At 71.0% G+C, this 16,855-nt stretch carries 15 protein-coding genes, 1 rRNA gene and 1 riboswitch; of the genes, 4 read left to right on the plus strand and 12 right to left on the minus strand.

All coding sequences use genetic code 11. The features are described from left to right. The 3 genes from modB to ACZ4VF_RS37815 form a co-directional block, all read left to right on the plus strand. Positions 1-898: molybdate ABC transporter permease subunit (gene modB, locus ACZ4VF_RS37805; RefSeq protein ID WP_467931745.1), on the plus strand; the 898-nt coding region annotated here is incomplete at its 5' end. Between the two features lie 374 nt (positions 899-1,272). Then, positions 1,273-2,292, plus strand: a complete 1,020-nt coding sequence (locus ACZ4VF_RS37810) for an ABC transporter ATP-binding protein (RefSeq protein WP_467931761.1) — start codon at positions 1,273-1,275, stop codon at positions 2,290-2,292. Positions 2,293-2,320: 28 nt separating this feature from the next. Then, positions 2,321-2,740 carry a TOBE domain-containing protein gene (locus ACZ4VF_RS37815; protein WP_467931747.1) on the plus strand — a complete coding sequence of 140 codons (420 nt, stop codon included), beginning with the start codon at positions 2,321-2,323 and terminating at the stop codon, positions 2,738-2,740. Positions 2,741-2,796: 56 nt separating this feature from the next. On the opposite strand, the gene gcvP is transcribed toward ACZ4VF_RS37815, so the two are convergent. Continuing rightward, positions 2,797-5,682 carry an aminomethyl-transferring glycine dehydrogenase gene (gene gcvP / locus ACZ4VF_RS37820; RefSeq protein WP_467931748.1) on the minus strand — a complete coding sequence of 962 codons (2,886 nt, stop codon included), beginning with the start codon at positions 5,680-5,682 and terminating at the stop codon, positions 2,797-2,799. Positions 5,683-5,857: 175 nt separating this feature from the next. Next, positions 5,858-5,952, minus strand: a riboswitch (glycine riboswitch). 119 nt (positions 5,953-6,071) lie between these two features. Between gcvP and ACZ4VF_RS37825 the strand changes: the two genes are divergently transcribed. Next, entirely contained in the window at positions 6,072-6,443 is a 372-nt protein-coding gene (locus tag ACZ4VF_RS37825) for a PRC-barrel domain-containing protein (RefSeq protein ID WP_467931749.1), read from the plus strand. On the opposite strand, the gene ACZ4VF_RS37830 is transcribed toward ACZ4VF_RS37825, so the two are convergent. The 11 genes from ACZ4VF_RS37830 to rrf form a co-directional block, all read right to left on the minus strand. Further along, positions 6,365-7,780, minus strand: a complete 1,416-nt coding sequence (locus ACZ4VF_RS37830; protein ID WP_467931750.1) for a DNA polymerase IV — start codon at positions 7,778-7,780, stop codon at positions 6,365-6,367. The genes ACZ4VF_RS37825 and ACZ4VF_RS37830 overlap by 79 nt on opposite strands. A 69-nt stretch (positions 7,781-7,849) precedes the next feature. Then, positions 7,850-8,533 carry a MerR family transcriptional regulator gene (locus ACZ4VF_RS37835; protein WP_467931752.1) on the minus strand — a complete coding sequence of 228 codons (684 nt, stop codon included), beginning with the start codon at positions 8,531-8,533 and terminating at the stop codon, positions 7,850-7,852. 260 nt (positions 8,534-8,793) lie between these two features. Beyond that, complete coding sequence (locus ACZ4VF_RS37840) at positions 8,794-9,267, minus strand: bifunctional nuclease family protein (RefSeq protein WP_026253112.1); 474 nt, start codon at positions 9,265-9,267, stop codon at positions 8,794-8,796. Between the two features lie 86 nt (positions 9,268-9,353). Further along, entirely contained in the window at positions 9,354-10,091 is a 738-nt protein-coding gene (gene ftsR, locus ACZ4VF_RS37845; RefSeq protein WP_467931753.1) for a transcriptional regulator FtsR, read from the minus strand. Between the two features lie 45 nt (positions 10,092-10,136). Beyond that, positions 10,137-10,967, minus strand: coding sequence for an FHA domain-containing protein (locus ACZ4VF_RS37850; RefSeq protein WP_467931754.1), 831 nt, complete (start codon positions 10,965-10,967; stop codon positions 10,137-10,139). Positions 10,968-11,157: 190 nt separating this feature from the next. After that, positions 11,158-12,063, minus strand: coding sequence for a DUF881 domain-containing protein (locus tag ACZ4VF_RS37855; RefSeq protein WP_467931755.1), 906 nt, complete (start codon positions 12,061-12,063; stop codon positions 11,158-11,160). A 5-nt stretch (positions 12,064-12,068) separates the two neighbouring features. Continuing rightward, positions 12,069-12,401, minus strand: a complete 333-nt coding sequence (locus ACZ4VF_RS37860; RefSeq protein WP_003988855.1) for a small basic family protein — start codon at positions 12,399-12,401, stop codon at positions 12,069-12,071. After that, the gene (locus ACZ4VF_RS37865; protein WP_467931757.1) at positions 12,398-13,315 is read right to left on the minus strand and encodes a DUF881 domain-containing protein; all 918 of its coding nucleotides are present in this window, start codon (positions 13,313-13,315) and stop codon (positions 12,398-12,400) included. The genes ACZ4VF_RS37860 and ACZ4VF_RS37865 overlap by 4 nt, the downstream gene beginning before the upstream one ends. Positions 13,316-13,436: 121 nt before the next feature. Then, positions 13,437-15,932 carry a sugar phosphate nucleotidyltransferase gene (locus ACZ4VF_RS37870; RefSeq protein ID WP_467931758.1) on the minus strand — a complete coding sequence of 832 codons (2,496 nt, stop codon included), beginning with the start codon at positions 15,930-15,932 and terminating at the stop codon, positions 13,437-13,439. 112 nt (positions 15,933-16,044) lie between these two features. Continuing rightward, positions 16,045-16,653, minus strand: a complete 609-nt coding sequence (locus ACZ4VF_RS37875; RefSeq protein ID WP_467931759.1) for a CDP-alcohol phosphatidyltransferase family protein — start codon at positions 16,651-16,653, stop codon at positions 16,045-16,047. A 107-nt stretch (positions 16,654-16,760) separates the two neighbouring features. After that, positions 16,761-16,855, minus strand: a 5S ribosomal RNA gene (rrf, locus tag ACZ4VF_RS37880); the annotation flags it as partial.

The raw sequence follows: 16,855 nt of genomic DNA on the forward strand, positions 1-16,855 counted from the left end.
CCCCCCCCCCCCCCCCCCCCCCCCCCCCCCCCCCCCCCCCCCCCCCCCCCCCCCCCCCCCCCCCCCCCCCCCCCCCCCCCCCCCCCCCCCCCCCCGCCGCGCCGGCACGGGGCGCCGGCGCGGGGTGCCGTTGCCTCTGCTGCTGCCGGGCGTGCTCGCCCTGGCGTTCCTGCTGCTGCCGTTGCTCGCGCTGCTGGTCCGTGCGCCCTGGCGCAGTCTGCCGGGCCAGCTGACCAGCGCCGAGGTGTGGCAGGCGCTGCGGCTGTCCCTGGTCACCGCGACCGCGGCGACCGCCGTCAGCCTCGTCCTCGGCGTGCCGCTGGCCTGGCTGCTGGCCCGTACGCGGTTCCCCGGCCGCGGCCTGGTACGAGCCCTGGTCACCCTCCCGCTGGTGCTCCCGCCGGTCGTCGGTGGTGTGGCCCTGCTCCTCGCCCTGGGCCGCAACGGCGTCATCGGCAAGTGGCTCGACTCCTGGTTCGGGATCACCCTGCCGTTCACCACGACCGGGGTGGTGATCGCGGAGGCGTTCGTGGCGATGCCCTTCCTCGTCATCAGTGTCGAGGGCACCCTGCGCGCCGCCGACCCCCGGTACGAGGAGGCGGCCACCACGCTCGGCGCGTCCCGCTTCACCGCGTTCCGCCGGGTCACCCTCCCCCTCATCGCCCCCGGCATCGCGGCCGGCGCGGTCCTCGCGTGGGCCCGGGCACTCGGCGAGTTCGGCGCGACGATCACTTTCGCGGGCAATTTCCCCGGCCGCACCCAGACCATGCCCCTCGCGGTCTACCTGGCCCTCCAGAACGACCCCGAGGCCGCCGTCGCCCTCAGCCTGGTCCTGCTGGCCGTATCGATCGCGGTCCTGGCAGGCCTCAGGGACCGCTGGATGACGACGACATCATGACGACTCCCCACCCCGCCCCGAACAGCCCCGAGCCGCCGGCCACCCCCGGCGCAACCTCGCCGGACAGCCCGGCACCCCCCACCGGCCCCGGCCCCACCCGCCCCGCGGCCAGGCCCGCCGACGCGACCGACCCCGTCGAGGCCTCAGCCACACCCGGCGCTCCCACCAACGGCAACGCGCCCTCGGCCGAACCGGCTGACGCGGGCAACCCCACCGACGCCTCAGCCGCACCGGGCGTCCCCACCGACCGTACGGAGCCCTCGGCCACACCCGGCACCCCCATCAAGGCCTCCGAGACCTCCCAGGTCTCAGAGGTACCGGGCGTCCCCGACGGCGCTCAGCCGCCACAGACGCCACCCGCCCTCGACGCCCACCTGATCGTCGACAGAGGCACCTTCCGCCTGGACGTCACCCTGACCGCCGGCCCGGGCGACATCCTCGCCCTCCTCGGCCCCAACGGCGCCGGCAAGACCACCGCCCTCCGCGCCCTCGCCGGCCTCACCACCCTCACGGCCGGCCACCTGCACCTGGACGGCACCCCCCTGACGGACACTCCCCCGGAGTCCCGCCCGGTCGGCGTCGTCTTCCAGGACTACCTCCTCTTCCCCCACCTGTCCGCCCTGGACAACGTCGCCTTCGGCCCCCGCTGCCGCGGCGCGGGCAAGGCGGAGGCCCGCTCCCGGGCGGCGGCCTGGCTGGACCGGATGGGCCTGGCCGACCACGCCGGCGCCAAGCCGCGCCGCCTCTCCGGCGGCCAGGCCCAGCGCGTGGCCCTCGCCCGCGCCCTGGCCACCCACCCCCGGCTGCTGCTCCTGGACGAACCGCTGGCGGCCCTGGACGCCCGTACCCGCCTGGAGGTCCGCGCCCGGCTCCGCCGCCACCTGGCCGCGTTCGAGGCGGTCTCGGTCCTGGTCACCCACGATCCGCTGGACGCCATGGTGCTCGCGGACCGGCTGGTGGTCATCGAGCACGGCCGGGTCGTCCAGGAAGGCACCCCCGCCGACATCGCCCGCCACCCCCGCACGGACTACATCGCCCAGCTCGTCGGCCTCAACCTCTACCGCGGGCGGGCCGCCGGCCACACGGTACGGCTCGACTCCGGGCCCGCGATCACGACCACGGAGGAGCTGTCCGGACCGGTCTTCGTGGCGTTCCCGCCGTCCGCCGTCACCCTGTTCCGGGACCGGCCCTCCGGCGCCAGCGCCCGCAACCTGTGGCGCTGCGAGGTCGCCGGGCTGGAGACGCACGGCGACCAGATCCGCGCCGACCTCACCGGCGAGCTGCCGCTCGCCGCGGACCTGACGACCGTCGCCGCCGCCGAGCTGGACCTGCACCCCGGTGCACCGGTCTGGGCGACGGTCAAGGCGACGCAGACCCACGCATACCCGGCCTGAGCGGACCGGCGCTCTACGGTGGATGTCCATGACCCTGAGCATCCGCAACCAGCTCCCCGGCACCGTCACCGAGGTGCGCTCCGGCCAGGTCATGGCCACCGTCAAGGTACGCCTGGACGGTGGGCAGGACCTGACCGCGGCCATCACCCGGGAGTCCGCCGACGACCTCGCCCTCGCTCCCGGCTCGCCCGTGCGGGCCCTCGTGAAGTCGACGGAGGTCTCCCTCGCCACGCACCGCGTCGAGGGCCTGTCGATCCGCAACCAGCTCCCCGGGGCGGTCGTCGGCCTCACCACCGGCGCCGCGATGGCCTGCGTGAGGATCTCGGTGCCCGGCGGTGAACTGACCGCTGCCATCACCGAGGACGCCGCCACCGACCTGGGCCTCTTCGTGGGGTCCGACGTGATCGCCCTCATCAAGGCGACCGAGGTCTCCCTCGCGACGCCCTGACTGCGGCGAGGGCCCCGCCCGGAACTCCGGACGGGGCCCTCGCGGCCACTGCTCGCTCAGTCCTCGTACGCGTCCAGCGGCGGGCAGGAGCACACCAGGTTGCGGTCGCCGAAGGCCTGGTCGATGCGGCGCACCGGCGGCCAGTACTTGTCGGCGGCCGAGACCCCGGCCGGGAAGACGGCCTCGTCGCGGCTGTAGGCGTGCGTCCACTCACCGCCGAGCGCGCCCGCGGTGTGCGGGGCGTTGCCCAGCGGGTTGTCCTCGGCGGACCACTCGCCGGAGCCGACCTTCTCGATCTCCGCGCGGATGGCGATCATCGCCTCGCAGAAACGGTCCAGCTCGGTGAGGTCCTCCGACTCGGTCGGCTCGATCATCAGCGTGCCGGCCACCGGGAAGGACATGGTCGGCGCGTGGAAGCCGTAGTCGATCAGCCGCTTGGCCACGTCGTCCACGCTGACGCCGGTCGCCTTGGTCAGCGGGCGCAGGTCGATGATGCACTCGTGCGCGACGAGACCGCCAGGGCCGGTGTAGAGCACCGGGTAGTGCGGCTCCAGGCGCTTGGCGATGTAGTTCGCGGAGAGCACGGCCACCTGCGTGGCCCGCTTCAGACCCTCGCCGCCCATCAGACGGACGTACGCCCACGAGATCGGCAGGATGCCGGCGCTGCCCCAGGGAGCCGCCGAGATCGGGCCCACGCCCGTCTCCGGGCCGGCCTCCGGCTGGAGGGGGTGGTTCGGCAGGTACGGCGCCAGGTGCGAGCGGACCGCGACCGGGCCGACGCCCGGACCGCCGCCGCCGTGCGGGATGCAGAAGGTCTTGTGCAGGTTCAGGTGGGAGACGTCACCGCCGAAGTGGCCCGGCTTGGCCAGTCCGACCAGGGCGTTGAGGTTGGCGCCGTCGACGTACACCTGGCCGCCCGCCTCGTGGACCCGGGCGCAGATGTCGGCGACGTGCTCCTCGAACACCCCGTGCGTCGACGGGTAGGTGATCATCAGCACCGCCAGCTCGTCGCGGTACTGCTCGATCTTGGCGCGCAGGTCCTCGACGTCGATCTCGCCGTCCTCGGCGGTCCTGACGACGACGACCTTCATGCCGGCCATCACGGCGCTGGCCGCGTTGGTGCCGTGCGCGGAGGACGGGATGAGGCAGACCGTGCGCTGCTCGTCGCCGTTGGCCCGGTGGTAGCCGCGTACGGCGAGCAGACCGGCCAGCTCGCCCTGCGAACCGGCGTTCGGCTGGAGCGAGACCTTGTCGTAGCCCGTGACCTCGGCGAGACGTTCCTCCAGCTCGCGGATGAGCGTGAGGTAGCCCTCGGCCTGCTCGGCGGGCGCGAAGGGGTGCAGCTGCCCGAACTCGGGCCAGGTGACCGGCTCCATCTCGGTGGTCGCGTTGAGCTTCATGGTGCAGGAGCCCAGCGGGATCATGCCGCGGTCGAGCGCGTAGTCGCGGTCGGCCAGCCGGCGCAGGTAACGCAGCATCGCGGTCTCGGAGCGGTGCTGGTGGAAGACCGGGTGGGTGAGGTAGTCGTCGGTGCGCAGCAGCGCCTCGGGCAGGGTGTCCTCGGCGGTGGCGTCCAGCGCCTCGATGTCGCCCGGGACGCCGAAGGCGGCGAGGACGGCCTCCAGCTGGGCCCGGTTGGTGGTCTCGTCGCAGGCGGCCGAGACGAGATCGGCGTCCACGAGGCGCAGGTTGACGCCGTTGTCCCGGGCGGCGGCGACGACCTCGGCGGCCTTGCCGGGAACGCGCGCGGTGACGGTGTCGAAGAAGGCGTCGTGGACGATCTCCACGCCCCCGGCCTTCAGGCCCTCGGCGAGGATCGTGGCGTAACGGTGCGTGCGCCGCGCGATGGTCCTCAGGCCCTCCGGGCCGTGATAGACGGCGTACATGCCGGCCATCACGGCGAGCAGCACCTGCGCGGTGCAGATGTTGCTGGTGGCCTTCTCCCGGCGGATGTGCTGCTCACGGGTCTGCAGCGCGAGCCGGTACGCCTTGTTGCCGTCGGCGTCGACGGAGACGCCGACGAGGCGGCCGGGGAGGCTGCGGGCGAACTTCTCGTGCACCGCCATGTAGCCGGCGTGCGGGCCGCCGAAGCCCATCGGCACGCCGAAGCGCTGGGTGGTGCCGACGGCGATGTCCGCGCCCAGCTCGCCCGGCGAGGTCAGCAGGGTCAGCGCGAGCAGGTCGGCGGCGACGGTGACGAGGGCGCCCAGCTCGTGCGCCCGGTCGATGACCGGCTTGATGTCGCGTACGGCACCGGAGGCGCCCGGGTACTGGATCAGCACGCCGTTGATCTCGCGCTCAGCGATCTCCGCCGGGATGCCCTCGCCGAGGTCGGCGACGACCACCTCGACGCCGGTCGGTTCGGCCCGGGTCTCGATCACGGCGATGGTTTGCGGCAGCGCGTCCGCGTCGACCAGGAAGAGGCCCTTCTTGTTCCTGCCCATGCGCCGGGACAGCGCCATCGCCTCGGCGGCCGCGGTGCCCTCGTCCAGGAGGGAGGCGCCGGACGTGGGCAGGCCGGTGAGTTCGGCGACCATCGTCTGGAAGTTCAGCAGGGCCTCCAGACGGCCCTGGGAGATCTCCGGCTGGTACGGCGTGTACGCCGTGTACCAGGCGGGGTTCTCCATGACGTTGCGCAGGATGACCGGCGGCGTGAAGGTGCCGTGGTAGCCCAGGCCGATCATGGAACCGAGGACCTGGTTGCGGTCGGCGAGCGAACGCAGCTCGGCGAGCACCTCGGCCTCGGTGCGGGCGCCCGGCAGGTTCAGGGCCTCGGCGTTCTTGATCACGTCCGGGACCGCGGCGGCGGTCAGCTCGTCGAGCGAGCCGTACCCGACCTGCGCGAGCATCTTGGCCCGCGCCTCCTGGTCGGGGCCGATGTGGCGCTGCTCGAACGGGATGCCGGCTTCGAGCTCGGAGAGCGGAGTGCGATGGGCGGTCATTGCGGAGGCCTCCTGGGTCTGACGCGACCTTCGAGGGGCACCCCGGTACGGATACCCCGACGGCCTCCCCCTCTGTCATCTCAACCTGAGAGCTTCACCGGGCGCCCGGGGACGCCGGCTTTCACCGTCGGTGAGGGCGGAAGCCATCGACATCCGCCCTGCTTTCCAGAGTGACCTCGTCCGTGCGGTACGTGGGCCTGAGAGATTCCGGGGAGGAGTTGCTCCTTCGGCGCCTCCGACGTGGTCGGAGGACTCTCCCGCACGGGGTCGGCAGCCGCTGTCAGCGTACCAGCGAGGTCAACGCCGGAGGCTTCGAGTGGCCGCCTCCGTGAATGTGCTCTTTTGTAGTGCTTACGGATGAGTTGCGACCACGTGGAGGGAGAGGGACCGTGCAGACCGACATCGATCCGCGCAACCTGATCGGCCGCAAGGCGTTCGACCGCAATGGCACCAAGATCGGCACCATCGACGAGGTGTACCTGGACGACGCCACCGGTGTGCCCGAGTGGGCGGCCATACGCACCGGTTTGTTCTCCCGGGACGCCTTCGTGCCCCTGGAGCCCAGCGAACTGGTCGAAGGCACCCTGCACGTCCCCTTCGAGCGCGCCCTGATCAAGGACGCCCCCGACTTCGGTGTCGGCCGCCACCTCTCCCCCGAGCAGGAACTCCAGCTCTACCACCACTACGGCCTCGACGTGGCCTCACCTCCCACGGTCCCGGACCACGACTTCGGCAAGCTCGCGGGCTCGGAGGAGACCTGAGCCGCCAGGTCGGGAACCAGCGGCAGCGGATCGGCGCCCTCCAGCGCGGGATCGTCCACGAAGAACGTCCGTACCCGGCCCGGCTCGGACCAGGGTGTCTCGAACCGCACGGTCACCCGCCCCAGCCCGCTCCCCTGCACCCACCCGTGCCCGAACTCCGCGTGCCGCACGTCCTGCCCGGCCCGCCACTGCCGTTCGACAGTCTCCGCCCGCACCACGACGGCCTCGCCGACGGCCTCCTCCGGTGCCTCGGCGGCCCGCGAGGGCAGCGCCTGGGCGAACAGGTCCTCCTGCGTGTAGTCGGCGAGCCCGGACACCCCCACCCCCAGCAGCCGCACCCCGCCCGTGGTGTCCACGGAGTCCAGCAGCCGCGCCGCCGCCTCACGGATCACCGCGGGGTCGTCCGTGGGCCCTCTGAGCGTCTCGGAGCGGGTCAGCGTGGAGAAGTCGTACCGTCGCACCTTCAGCACGATGGTCCGGCCGGACAGCCCGGCGTCGCGCAGCCGGCGTACGCACCGGTCGGCCAGCCGCTGCACCTCCAGGCCGACCCGCAGCCGGTCGTGGATGTCCACGTCGTACGTGTCCTCCACCGACACCGACTTGGTCTCCCGTTCGGCCACCACGGGCCGCTCGTCCCGGGCCAGGGCCATGGCGTGCAGCGCGTGCCCGTGCGCCTTGCCGAGCAGCCGGACCAGCTCGTCCTCGCCGGCCTCCGCCAGCTCCTCCACCGTGGTGATCCCGGCTCTGCGCAGATGGTCGCCGGTGGCCGGCCCGACCCCCGGCAGGGTGCGCACCGGCATCGGCGCCAGCAGCGCCCGCTCCGTACCCGGCTCGATCAGCACCAGGCCGTCCGGCTTGGCCTGCTCGGACGCGATCTTCGCCAGCATCTTCGAGGCGGCGAGCCCCACGGAACCGGTGAGACCGGTGACCGCCCGGATGTCCGCGCGCAGCTTCTGTCCGGCCCGCCGCGCCGACTCCTCGTCCCGGGCCGCTCCCCCGGCCTCAAGGTCCACGAACGCCTCGTCCAGGCTCAGCGGCTCCACCAGCGGTGACAGCCCCCGCAGCAGCGCCATCACCTGCTCGCTGATCGCCCGGTACAGACCGAAGCGGGGCACCAGGTAGGCGGCGTTCGGCGCCAGCCGGCGGGCCTGCGCCATCGGCATCGCCGAGTGGACCCCGAACACCCGTGCCTCGTACGACGCGGTGGCCACCACACCGCGCGGTCCGAGCCCGCCGACCACGACCGCCTTCCCGCGCAGGCTCGGCTTGGACGCCTGCTCCACCGAGGCGAAGAAGGCATCCATGTCGAGATGCAGGATCGTGGGCGCGTTTCTCACATCTCCGATGCTGCACCACGGCACTGACAACGCGGTGGTGCCGAGGCGCTCGACCGGGGCGCCCCGCGGTCAGACCGCCCGGTTGCGGCGCCGCGCCAGCTCGTCCGCGGGGTTCTGTCCGACGAGGGTCTCGCCGGTGTCGATGCGCTCGCCGTGCAGCTGCGAGAGCGCGCTTTCCACATCCCGCCACACCACGCCGACGGCGATCCCGAAGATGCCCTGTCCGCCCTGGAGCAGGGCGTGGACCTCGTCCGGCGAGGTGCACTCGTACACGGTGGCGCCGTCGCTCATCAGGGTCATCCGCTCCAGGTCACGGAAACCGCGTTCCCTGAGGTGCTGGACGGCCGTGCGGATGTTCTGCAGCGACACCCCGGTGTCCAGGAACCGCTTCACGATCTTCAGGACGACGACGTCCCGGAAGCTGTACAGCCGCTGCGTTCCCGATCCGTAGGCGGGCCGCACACTGGGCTCGACCAGGCCGGTGCGGGCCCAGTAGTCGAGCTGCCGGTATGTGATGCCGGCCGCCGCACAGGCCGTGGGCCCGCGGTAACCGATCTGTTCGGACGTCATGGCCGCCACCCCTCCGCCGTTCGGCACCGCCGTCGGCAGCTGTGGAGCGTGATCGACCGCGCTGCCAGGATGGGGGTGAACCCCGCCTGAGCGCGGCCGCGGGCTCGGGGGCGGGTACGGACCGCTCTCCCCGAAACTGCGTCCGGGGGCACCCCCAGCCGTACCGTCGCCGCTGGTTCTCACGCCGACCTCCGTCCTTGACCTGCCTTCTCGACGGTAGGCAGTCACCAGGGGTGCGTCAACGATCGCCACACTCGGCACGCCGAGTGATAATCACCCTAGGAGTGGTTTCCCGTGTCCCACCGCGGGGAAAGGCTAGCCGAATGCCCTGACGGGGGCCCGGAGGACGCTCTCACTGGCCGGCGGCAATTGCCGGTGCGCGGGCCGCGCGAGGCCGCCGCCCGCCCCGGCGTGACCCCGGAGCCAACGGGTGGGCCCCGGCCTCACTGGCTGCTGGTGCCGAAGTCCTCGGGCGAGATCTGGTCGAGGAACTCGCGGAACTTCTCCACCTCGTCCTCCTGCTCGTCCGGAATGGCGATGCCCGCGTCGTCCAGCACCGTGTCACTGCCGTAGATCGGCGTTCCGGTGCGCAGAGCCAGCGCTATGGCATCGGAGGGGCGGGCACTGACCTCGACCCCACTGGCGAACACCAGCTCCGCGTAGAAGACGCCTTCCCGCAGATCGGTGATGCGCACTTCGGTCAGCTCCTGGCCGACGGCCTCCAGCACGTCCTTGAACAGGTCGTGGGTCAGCGGTCGCGCGGGGGCCATGCCCTGCTGGGCGAAGGCGATCGCCGTCGCCTCCCCCGGTCCGATCCAGATGGGGAGGTAACGGTCGCCCCCCACTTCGCGCAGGAGCACGATCGGCTGGTTGGAGGGCATTTCGACCCGGACACCTACGACATCGAGCTCGTTCACACAGCAACCCTAGGCCGTGCCCGGGACGTTTGGGTAGTCGGGCCGGGAACAGGTGCCCGATCCGGCCGCCTGGGGGCCCTGCGCCGTCAGGGCAGCCGCACGCCCAGAGCGGTCTGCACCAGGGCCGCGTGCAGCTTCACCGTGAGGGCCGCCAGCTCCTTCGCACGGGCCTCGGCGTGCGCCCTGGTCTGCGGGTTCCGGTGGCGCCTGAGCGGGGCCACCACCTGGTCGACCAGCCCCGCCTCACGGTCGGCGGCGGCCTTCATCACCCGGAGGTGGCGCGGTTCGATCCCGAACCGGCCCAGCTCGGCGATGAGCGAGGCCACGGTCACGGCCTCGGCGTCGTACGCCCCGTCCTCCAGGGGAGCGATGAGCCCGTAGGACTCCCACTCCTTCAGGTCCCCCTCGTCGATGTCCGCCGCGGCCAGCAGCTCCGCCCGGCCGACCCGCGCCACCGTGGGACCCTCCACGGGCACCGGCATGTCGTCCCCGGTGCGCTGGCGCCCGACCACGGGCAGTGCCACGGCCTCACCGCGCTCCATGGCGTCCAGGTGCTCCCGGATCACCTTGAGCGGCAGGTAGTGGTCCCGCTGCATCCGCAGGACGTGAGCGAGGCGCTCGACGTCGCCGGCGCTGAACTTGCGGTACCCCGACGGGGTCCGCTGCGGCTCGATGAGGCCCTCCGACTCCAGGAAGCGGATCTTGGAGATGGTGACCTCGGGGAACTCGTCGCGCAGCACGTTCAGCACCGTGCCGATGCTCATCAGCCCACTGTCCCTGGCGGCGGTACCGCTTCCGGCACCGCCGCTCGGTGTTTGAAGCATGGACCTTCCCTGGGGGGTTCCCCCGGACGTCAGTCCGGGGGTGGGTCAGATGCCCTGCCGGCTCGCGTAGAACACCAGCCGGTACTTGCCGATCTGCACTTCGTCACCGTTCGACAGAGCGACCTGGTCGATGCGCTCCCGGTTGACGTACGTGCCGTTCAGGCTGCCCACGTCGGCCACCGTGAAGGAGCCGTCGGGGGAACGCCGGAACTCCACGTGCCGCCGGGAGACCGTCACGTCGTCCAGGAAGATGTCGCTCTGCGGGTGCCGGCCGGCCGTGGTGAGGTCGCTGTCCAGCAGGAAGCGGCTGCCCGAGTTCGGGCCGCGGCGCACCACCAGGAGCGCCGATCCCACCGGCAGCGCGTCCACCGCGGCCTGCGCCTCCGGGGACAGCATCGGCAGCGGCGTCTGGCCGGTGGCCTCGGAGTCGTACGCCTCCAGGCCGGAGATCGAGATGGTGGACGTCGTCTCGGAGGCCCGCTCGGGCGCCACCCCGGGGCGCAGCGGCGCCCCGCAGTGGGAGCAGAACCGGGCGTTCTCCGCATTCCGGTTACCGCACCTCGTACACACCAGGACCGACATCGACGGATCCTCCTGCCGCGGCTGCCCCGCCGGGGCGTTGGACGCGTACGGGTCGGAGGCAAACCCTCCACCCGTACCTGAGGTTGACGGTTGCCCGAAACCTATGCCGCCGGACTGGGCAGGGTCAACAGACGCCGCGCCCTGACCTCCGGAAATGTCACCGCCCGGACCAGCGACCTGGTCCCGGAACAGCGGGCGCTGGCCCTCCGCGTCAGGCTGTGCGCGATGGCGGGCGGTGGCGTTGTCCCTGCCCTCTCGCGCGCTCTTGCCGAACAACTTCGCAAACAACTTCACGGGCGATTCCCCTTGACCGAAACAGACCCGCCCGTGGGGCAGGACGAACCCTGATTGCCTACACCGGCCGAGCCGGACATTCTCACAACGTCCGTAACCACCAGACAGTTTCCACCACGCACCACCTCTTCGGTGCGCCGACCCCCCGCAACCTCATGCCCCTGCCGGACGACCCGCATGCACCACCCGTTCACTGGGAGGACGACCGAGCGTAGTCAGGCCGCTTCGCCTGTCGCAAGGCGTCCACGACGATCTTGTCCGACTGCTCGACGGTCACCGTGGCCTGCTCCTTCTCGAGCGTCTGCACCACGCCTCCCGGGATGTTCAGCGCCGGTTCGAGGTCCTGCGGCTTGCCGATGACCTGGAAACGATAGGGAGCGTTGATCTTGTTCCCGTCGACGCTCACACTCTTGCCGGAGTCGGTGAAGTAAGTGCCGGCGACCACGCGGACCCCGTTGACCTGGATCGCCTCCGCGCCGGCCGCGCGCAACTCCTGGATCGCGTCGAGCAGCATGTCCGCCTGGACCGTCCCCTTCGTGTCCTCGATCGTCATGGTGATGCCGGGACCCTGCGCCGCCACGGTGCCCGCGAGGATACCGAGTTGCCTCTTCTTCTCGGCGGTCTGCCGGCGCGCCTCGGCGGCCTGGTCGGAGCTGGTCTGCAGCTCCTGACGCTGCTTTTCGAGTCCCTGCTTCTCGTCCTCAAGACGCTGAGTACGCGCATCCAGTTCATCGAGGATGCGTACAAGATCTTCCTGGCGCGCGCCGCGCAGCGCGCTGTCGGTGTCGCTGTTGGACGCCACCTGTACGGCGAGGCCGAAGCCGAGGCCGAACAGGAGCAGCGCGACGATGAGTTGGGCACGGGTGAAACGCGGCGGCCACAGCCCCTTGACGAGCCGCTGCCGGCCCGTCAGCGGCTGCTGTGGCTGCTCCTCGGCCGACTGCCGCCCGGCCGCGGGCACGGGCGCGGCCACCTCGGCCGGCAGCTCCCTGCGCAGCCGGTTGTCCTGCTGCGCATCACGGCCCGTGCCGTCGTTGCGGTCGGTGCCCTCGTCGCGGTCGGCACCGTCGTTCCTGCGGTCGTTCTGCTCGCTCATCGGTGTCACGCCCGGAACACGTGCCGTCGGATCGCCGCGGCGTTGGAGAAGATGCGGATACCGAGGACCACGACGACGCCCGTGGACAGCTGAGCGCCCACGCCCAACTTGTCGCCGAGGAACACGATGAGGGCGGCGACGACCACGTTCGAAAGGAACGACACCACGAAGACCTTGTCGTCGAAGATGCCGTCCAGCATGGCCCGCAGGCCGCCGAAGACGGCGTCCAGCGCCGCGACGACGGCGATCGGCAGATAAGGCTCGACGACCGCCGGAACCTCGGGCCGGACCAACAGGCCGGCCACGACTCCCACGACGAGGCCCAGTACGGCGATCACGATGTGCCCTTCCCGCTCTTCTCGGACTTCGGCTGTGCTGTACGTACGATCACACTGGGAGCGGCGGGCAGCCGGACGTCCCCCTCCGTGGAGATGGTGGCGCGGATGCCGTAGTTCTCTTCCAGGGCATGCAGGTACAGGCCGTCGGCGCTGTCCTGGAACCTGGTGCTCAACCTCTGCCCGTCCCCCACCGCCAGCACCGTGTACGGCGGCACCAGCGGCCTGTTGTCGACCAGTATCGCGTCACCCGCGGCCCTGATCGCGGACAGGGCGGTCAGCCGCTGCCCGTTGACGGAGATCGCCTCGGCCCCGGAGGCCCACAGTCCGTTGACCACGCGCTGCATGTCGCGGTCCCGCACCCGGCCGGTGTCGGAGAAACCCGACGTCTCCCGGGGGTTGGAGCCGTCCCCGCCGCCGCTCGCCTCCTTGGCGTCGTTCACGACGAGCCTCACCCCGGGCCCGCGCACCGCGGTGGCACCCGAGAGCAGGCCGACCAGGTCGGCCTCGGATCCCCCACCGCTCGACCTCAGGGCCGCCCGCTGACGCGCGCTGACGTCGTCGCGCAGCGTGTCGACCGTGTCCTCCAGCTTGTCCGCGTCCGCGGTCTCCTTGTCGACACGGTCGATCAGCTCCTGGCGCTCCTTGGCCACGACGGGTGCCGCCACGCGCGCCTGCGCCGCCCCCAGGGTGACCACCAGCGCCGCGAGGACGAGACCGGCCGCCAGGCCCAGCTTGGCCCGGAGCGTCTTCGGCAGGCCGCCCTCGCCCTGGGAGTTCCTGCGGGCTGCGGCCTCGGCGTATCCGTCGTCAAGGCTGTGGTCCATGACGTTGGTGATCAACGACATGGAGGCGTCCGGGCGCTGCGCCCGCGGCGGGCTGCTCCGAACGGGGGGTTGCTGCGGCATGCCGCACATCGTCGCATGTCGCGGGCAGTACCTCCGAACGGCCCCACCGCGTGCCGGACAGGCCCCCTTGGAGGACTCTTGTCCGGCACGCGCGCGTGCGGCGGCTTTTGCCGTTCTCAGCCGCCTGGAGCTACCGGCCGGCGCTGTCCACGACCGCCGACCACTCGTCCAGCAGCGCCTGCGCGGAGGCGTCGTCGGGCCCCTCGGCCCACAGGTGCGTGACCGCCTCGGCCGGGTCCGGCAGCACCATCACCCAGCGCCCGTCGGTCTCCACGACCCGCACACCGTCGATCGTGTCGACAAAGCGATCCCCAGCGGCCTCGACCACCCGTCGCATCACCAGACCCTTGACGGCCCACGGCGTCGCCAGGTCCCGCTTGAGGACGTGCGCCCGCGGGATCCGGGCATCGATCTGGCTCAGTGTGAGCTGCGTCCGCGCCACCAGCCCGATGAGGCGTACGAAGGCTGCCGTGCCGTCGTAGACACCGCTGAACTCGGGGACGATGAACCCGCCCTTGCCGTCACCACCGAAGATGGTGCCTTCCTCGCGCCCCACGCGCGTGAGGTCGTCGGGCGAGGTGGTGGTCCACTCGACCTGGGTGCCGTGGTACGCGGCCACCTGCTCGGCGATCCGGGTCGTCGTGACCGGCAGCGCCACCCGCCCGCTGCGCCGCTCGGCGGCCACCAGGTCCAGCATGACCAGCAGCGCACGGTCGTCCTCGATGATCCGGCCCTTCTCGTCCACGAGCGACAGCCGCTCGCCGACCGGGTCGAACCGCACTCCGAACGCGGCGCCGGAGGACGCCACGATCTCCCCGAGCCGCACTAGCCCCTTCCGCCGCATCTCGGCCGTCTCGGTGGGCCGGGACTCGTCCAGACCGGGGTTGATGGTCAGCGAGTCCACACCGAGCTTGCCGAGCAGGCTGGGCAGCACGAGCCCGGCACTGCCGTTCGAGGCGTCCACGACCACCTTGAGCCCCGACTCGGCTATCCCGGTCGTGTCGACGTTCCGCAGCAGCGATCCGGTGTACGAGTCGAAGACGCTCGCCGGGAAGTACAGGTCGCCGATCTCCCCGGGGAACGCCCGCCGGTACTCCTGGCGCGCGAACACCCGGTCCAGCTTGCGCTGGCTGCCCTGGGAGAGGTCGGCGCCCTGTCCGTCGAAGAACATGATGTCGACCGAGTCCGGCACACCGGGCGAGGTCCGGATCATGATGCCGCCGGCGCTTCCCCGCGCGGTCTGCTGCCGGGCCACGGGCAGCGGCACGTTCTCCAGGTCGCGTACGTCGATGGCGCTGGCCTGGAGCGCGGAGATCACCGCCCGCTTGAGCGCCCGGGCGCCCCGGGAGTGGTCGCGGGCCGTGGTGACCGTGGAGCCCTTCTTCAGGGTCGTCGCGTAGGCGCCCGCGAGCCGGACCGCCAGCTCCGGCGTGATCTCCACGTTCAGGATGCCCGAGACACCCCGGGCACCGAACAGATGCGCCTGTCCCCGCGACTCCCAGATCACCGAGGTGTTGACGAAGGCGCCGGCCTCGATGGTCTTGAACGGGTACACGCGGACGTTGCCCTGAACAATCGATTCCTCACCGATCAGGCACTCGTCACCGATGACCGCGCCGTCCTCGATCCGGGCGGCACGCATGATGTCGGTGTTCTTGCCGACGACACAGCCGCGCAGATTGCTGTGCTGCCCGATGTACACGTTGTCGTGCACGACGGCCTTGTGCAGGAAGGCACCGCTCTTGACGACGACGTTGGAGCCGACGACGGTGTGCTCCCGGATCTCCGCGCCGGCCTCGACCTTCGCGTAGTCGCCGATGTACAGGGGTCCGCGCAGCACTGCGTCCGGGTGCACCTCGGCCCCTTCGGCCACCCACACGCCCGGGGAGATCTCGAAGCCGTCGATGTCGACGTTGACCTTGCCTTCGAGGACGTCCGCCTGGGCCTTCACATAGCTCTCGTGCGTGCCGACGTCCTCCCAGTAGCCCTCGGCGACATAGCCGTAGATCGGCTTGCCTTCCTTCATCAACTGCGGGAAGACGTCGCCGGACCAGTCGACGGGAACATCGGCCTCGACGTAGTTGAAGACCTCGGGCTCCATGACGTAGATGCCCGTGTTCACCGTGTCGGAGAAGACCTGCCCCCAGGTCGGCTTCTCCAGGAAGCGCTCGACCTTGCCTTCCTCGTCGACGATGGTGATGCCGAACTCCAGCGGGTTGGGCACGCGGGTCAGGCAGACCGTGACCAGCGCACCCTTCTCCTTGTGGAAATTGATCAGCTCGGTGAGGTCGAAGTCGGTCAGAGCATCGCCGGAGATGACGAGAAAGGCGTCGTCCTTCAACGCCTCCTCGGCGTTCTTGACGCTTCCGGCGGTACCGAGTGGCTTCTCCTCGTTGGCGTAGGTGAGCTCCATGCCGAGCTCTTCACCGTCGCCGAAGTAGTTCTTCACAAGGGACGCCAGGAACTGCACGGTGACCACGGTCTCGTTGAGGCCGTGCTTTTTGAGCAGTCGCAGCACGTGCTCCATGATCGGGCGATTGGCCACGGGCAGGAGCGGCTTGGGCATGCTGGAGGTCATTGGGCGAAGGCGTGTGCCCTCGCCACCGGCCATCACGACGGCCTTCATGTCGGAAGCGTCCTCCTAAAGAGATGACTGTCTAGCCGACTTCACCCGTCCAAGTGTCCCGCATTTCACGGCGGCGGGCCATCGGACGACTTTGTCCAGACAAGAGACGGGCTCAATCAGCCACGGTGTCCGCGCGCACCAGACGGCGGACTTGTACCACGTAGAGCACTCCTGCCCACCAATAGAGGGTTGTACCCCATCCGGCGAAAGCCCACCCGAAAACTGCGGCGAGTGACGCGATCCATTCGTCTCCGTCACTGAGGAGCAGGAGCGGGAAGGCGTACATGAGGTTGAACGTGGCGGCCTTGCCGAGGAAGTTCACCTGCGGCGGCGGATAGCCGTGCCGGCGGAGGATGCCCACCATGACCAGGAGAACGAGCTCCCGTGCCAGCAGGAGGGCGGTGAGCCAGAGCGGAAGGATCTCCCGCCAGGTCAGTCCGAGCAGCGTGGAGAGGACGTACAGCCGGTCGGCGGCGGGGTCGAGCAGCCGGCCGAGGCTGCTGATCTGGTTCCAGCGCCGGGCGAGCTTGCCGTCCAGGTAGTCGCTGACGCCGCTGAACGCGAGCACGAGGAGGGCCCAGCCATCGCTCTTGGGGCCACCGAACTCCGGCCTGAGGATCAACCACAGGAAGAGGGGTACGCCGGCGAGCCGCGCCATGCTGAGGATGTTGGGGATGGTGAGGACCCGGTCTGTCTGGACACGGGTCTCCTGGACCTCCACCCGGGGGCCTCCTGTGCGAAACGAGAGAACAATGCCCCCTGACCCTACCTCAACGCAAAAAAGCTCCGGCCCCTGGGCAGTGCCCAAGAGCCGGAGCTTCAAAAGGAGTTCGGCGGCGTCCTACTCTCCCACAGGGTCCCCCCTGCAGTACCATCGGCGCTGTGAGGCTTAGCTTCCGGGTTCGGAATGTAACCGGGCGTTT

This window comes from Streptomyces sp. NPDC029151, assembly GCF_055564315.1.

Coding starts and splice junctions, on each gene's coding strand:
- ACZ4VF_RS37870 (WP_467931758.1), bottom strand. CDS start 15,932: ATGAAGGCCGTCGTGATGGCCGGTGGCGAGGGCACACGCCTTCGCCCA.
- ACZ4VF_RS37855 (WP_467931755.1), bottom strand. CDS start 12,063: ATGAGCGAGCAGAACGACCGCAGGAACGACGGTGCCGACCGCGACGAG.
- ACZ4VF_RS37865 (WP_467931757.1), bottom strand. CDS start 13,315: ATGTGCGGCATGCCGCAGCAACCCCCCGTTCGGAGCAGCCCGCCGCGG.
- ACZ4VF_RS37815 (WP_467931747.1), top strand. CDS start 2,321: ATGACCCTGAGCATCCGCAACCAGCTCCCCGGCACCGTCACCGAGGTG.
- ftsR (WP_467931753.1), bottom strand. CDS start 10,091: ATGCTTCAAACACCGAGCGGCGGTGCCGGAAGCGGTACCGCCGCCAGG.
- gcvP (WP_467931748.1), bottom strand. CDS start 5,682: ATGACCGCCCATCGCACTCCGCTCTCCGAGCTCGAAGCCGGCATCCCG.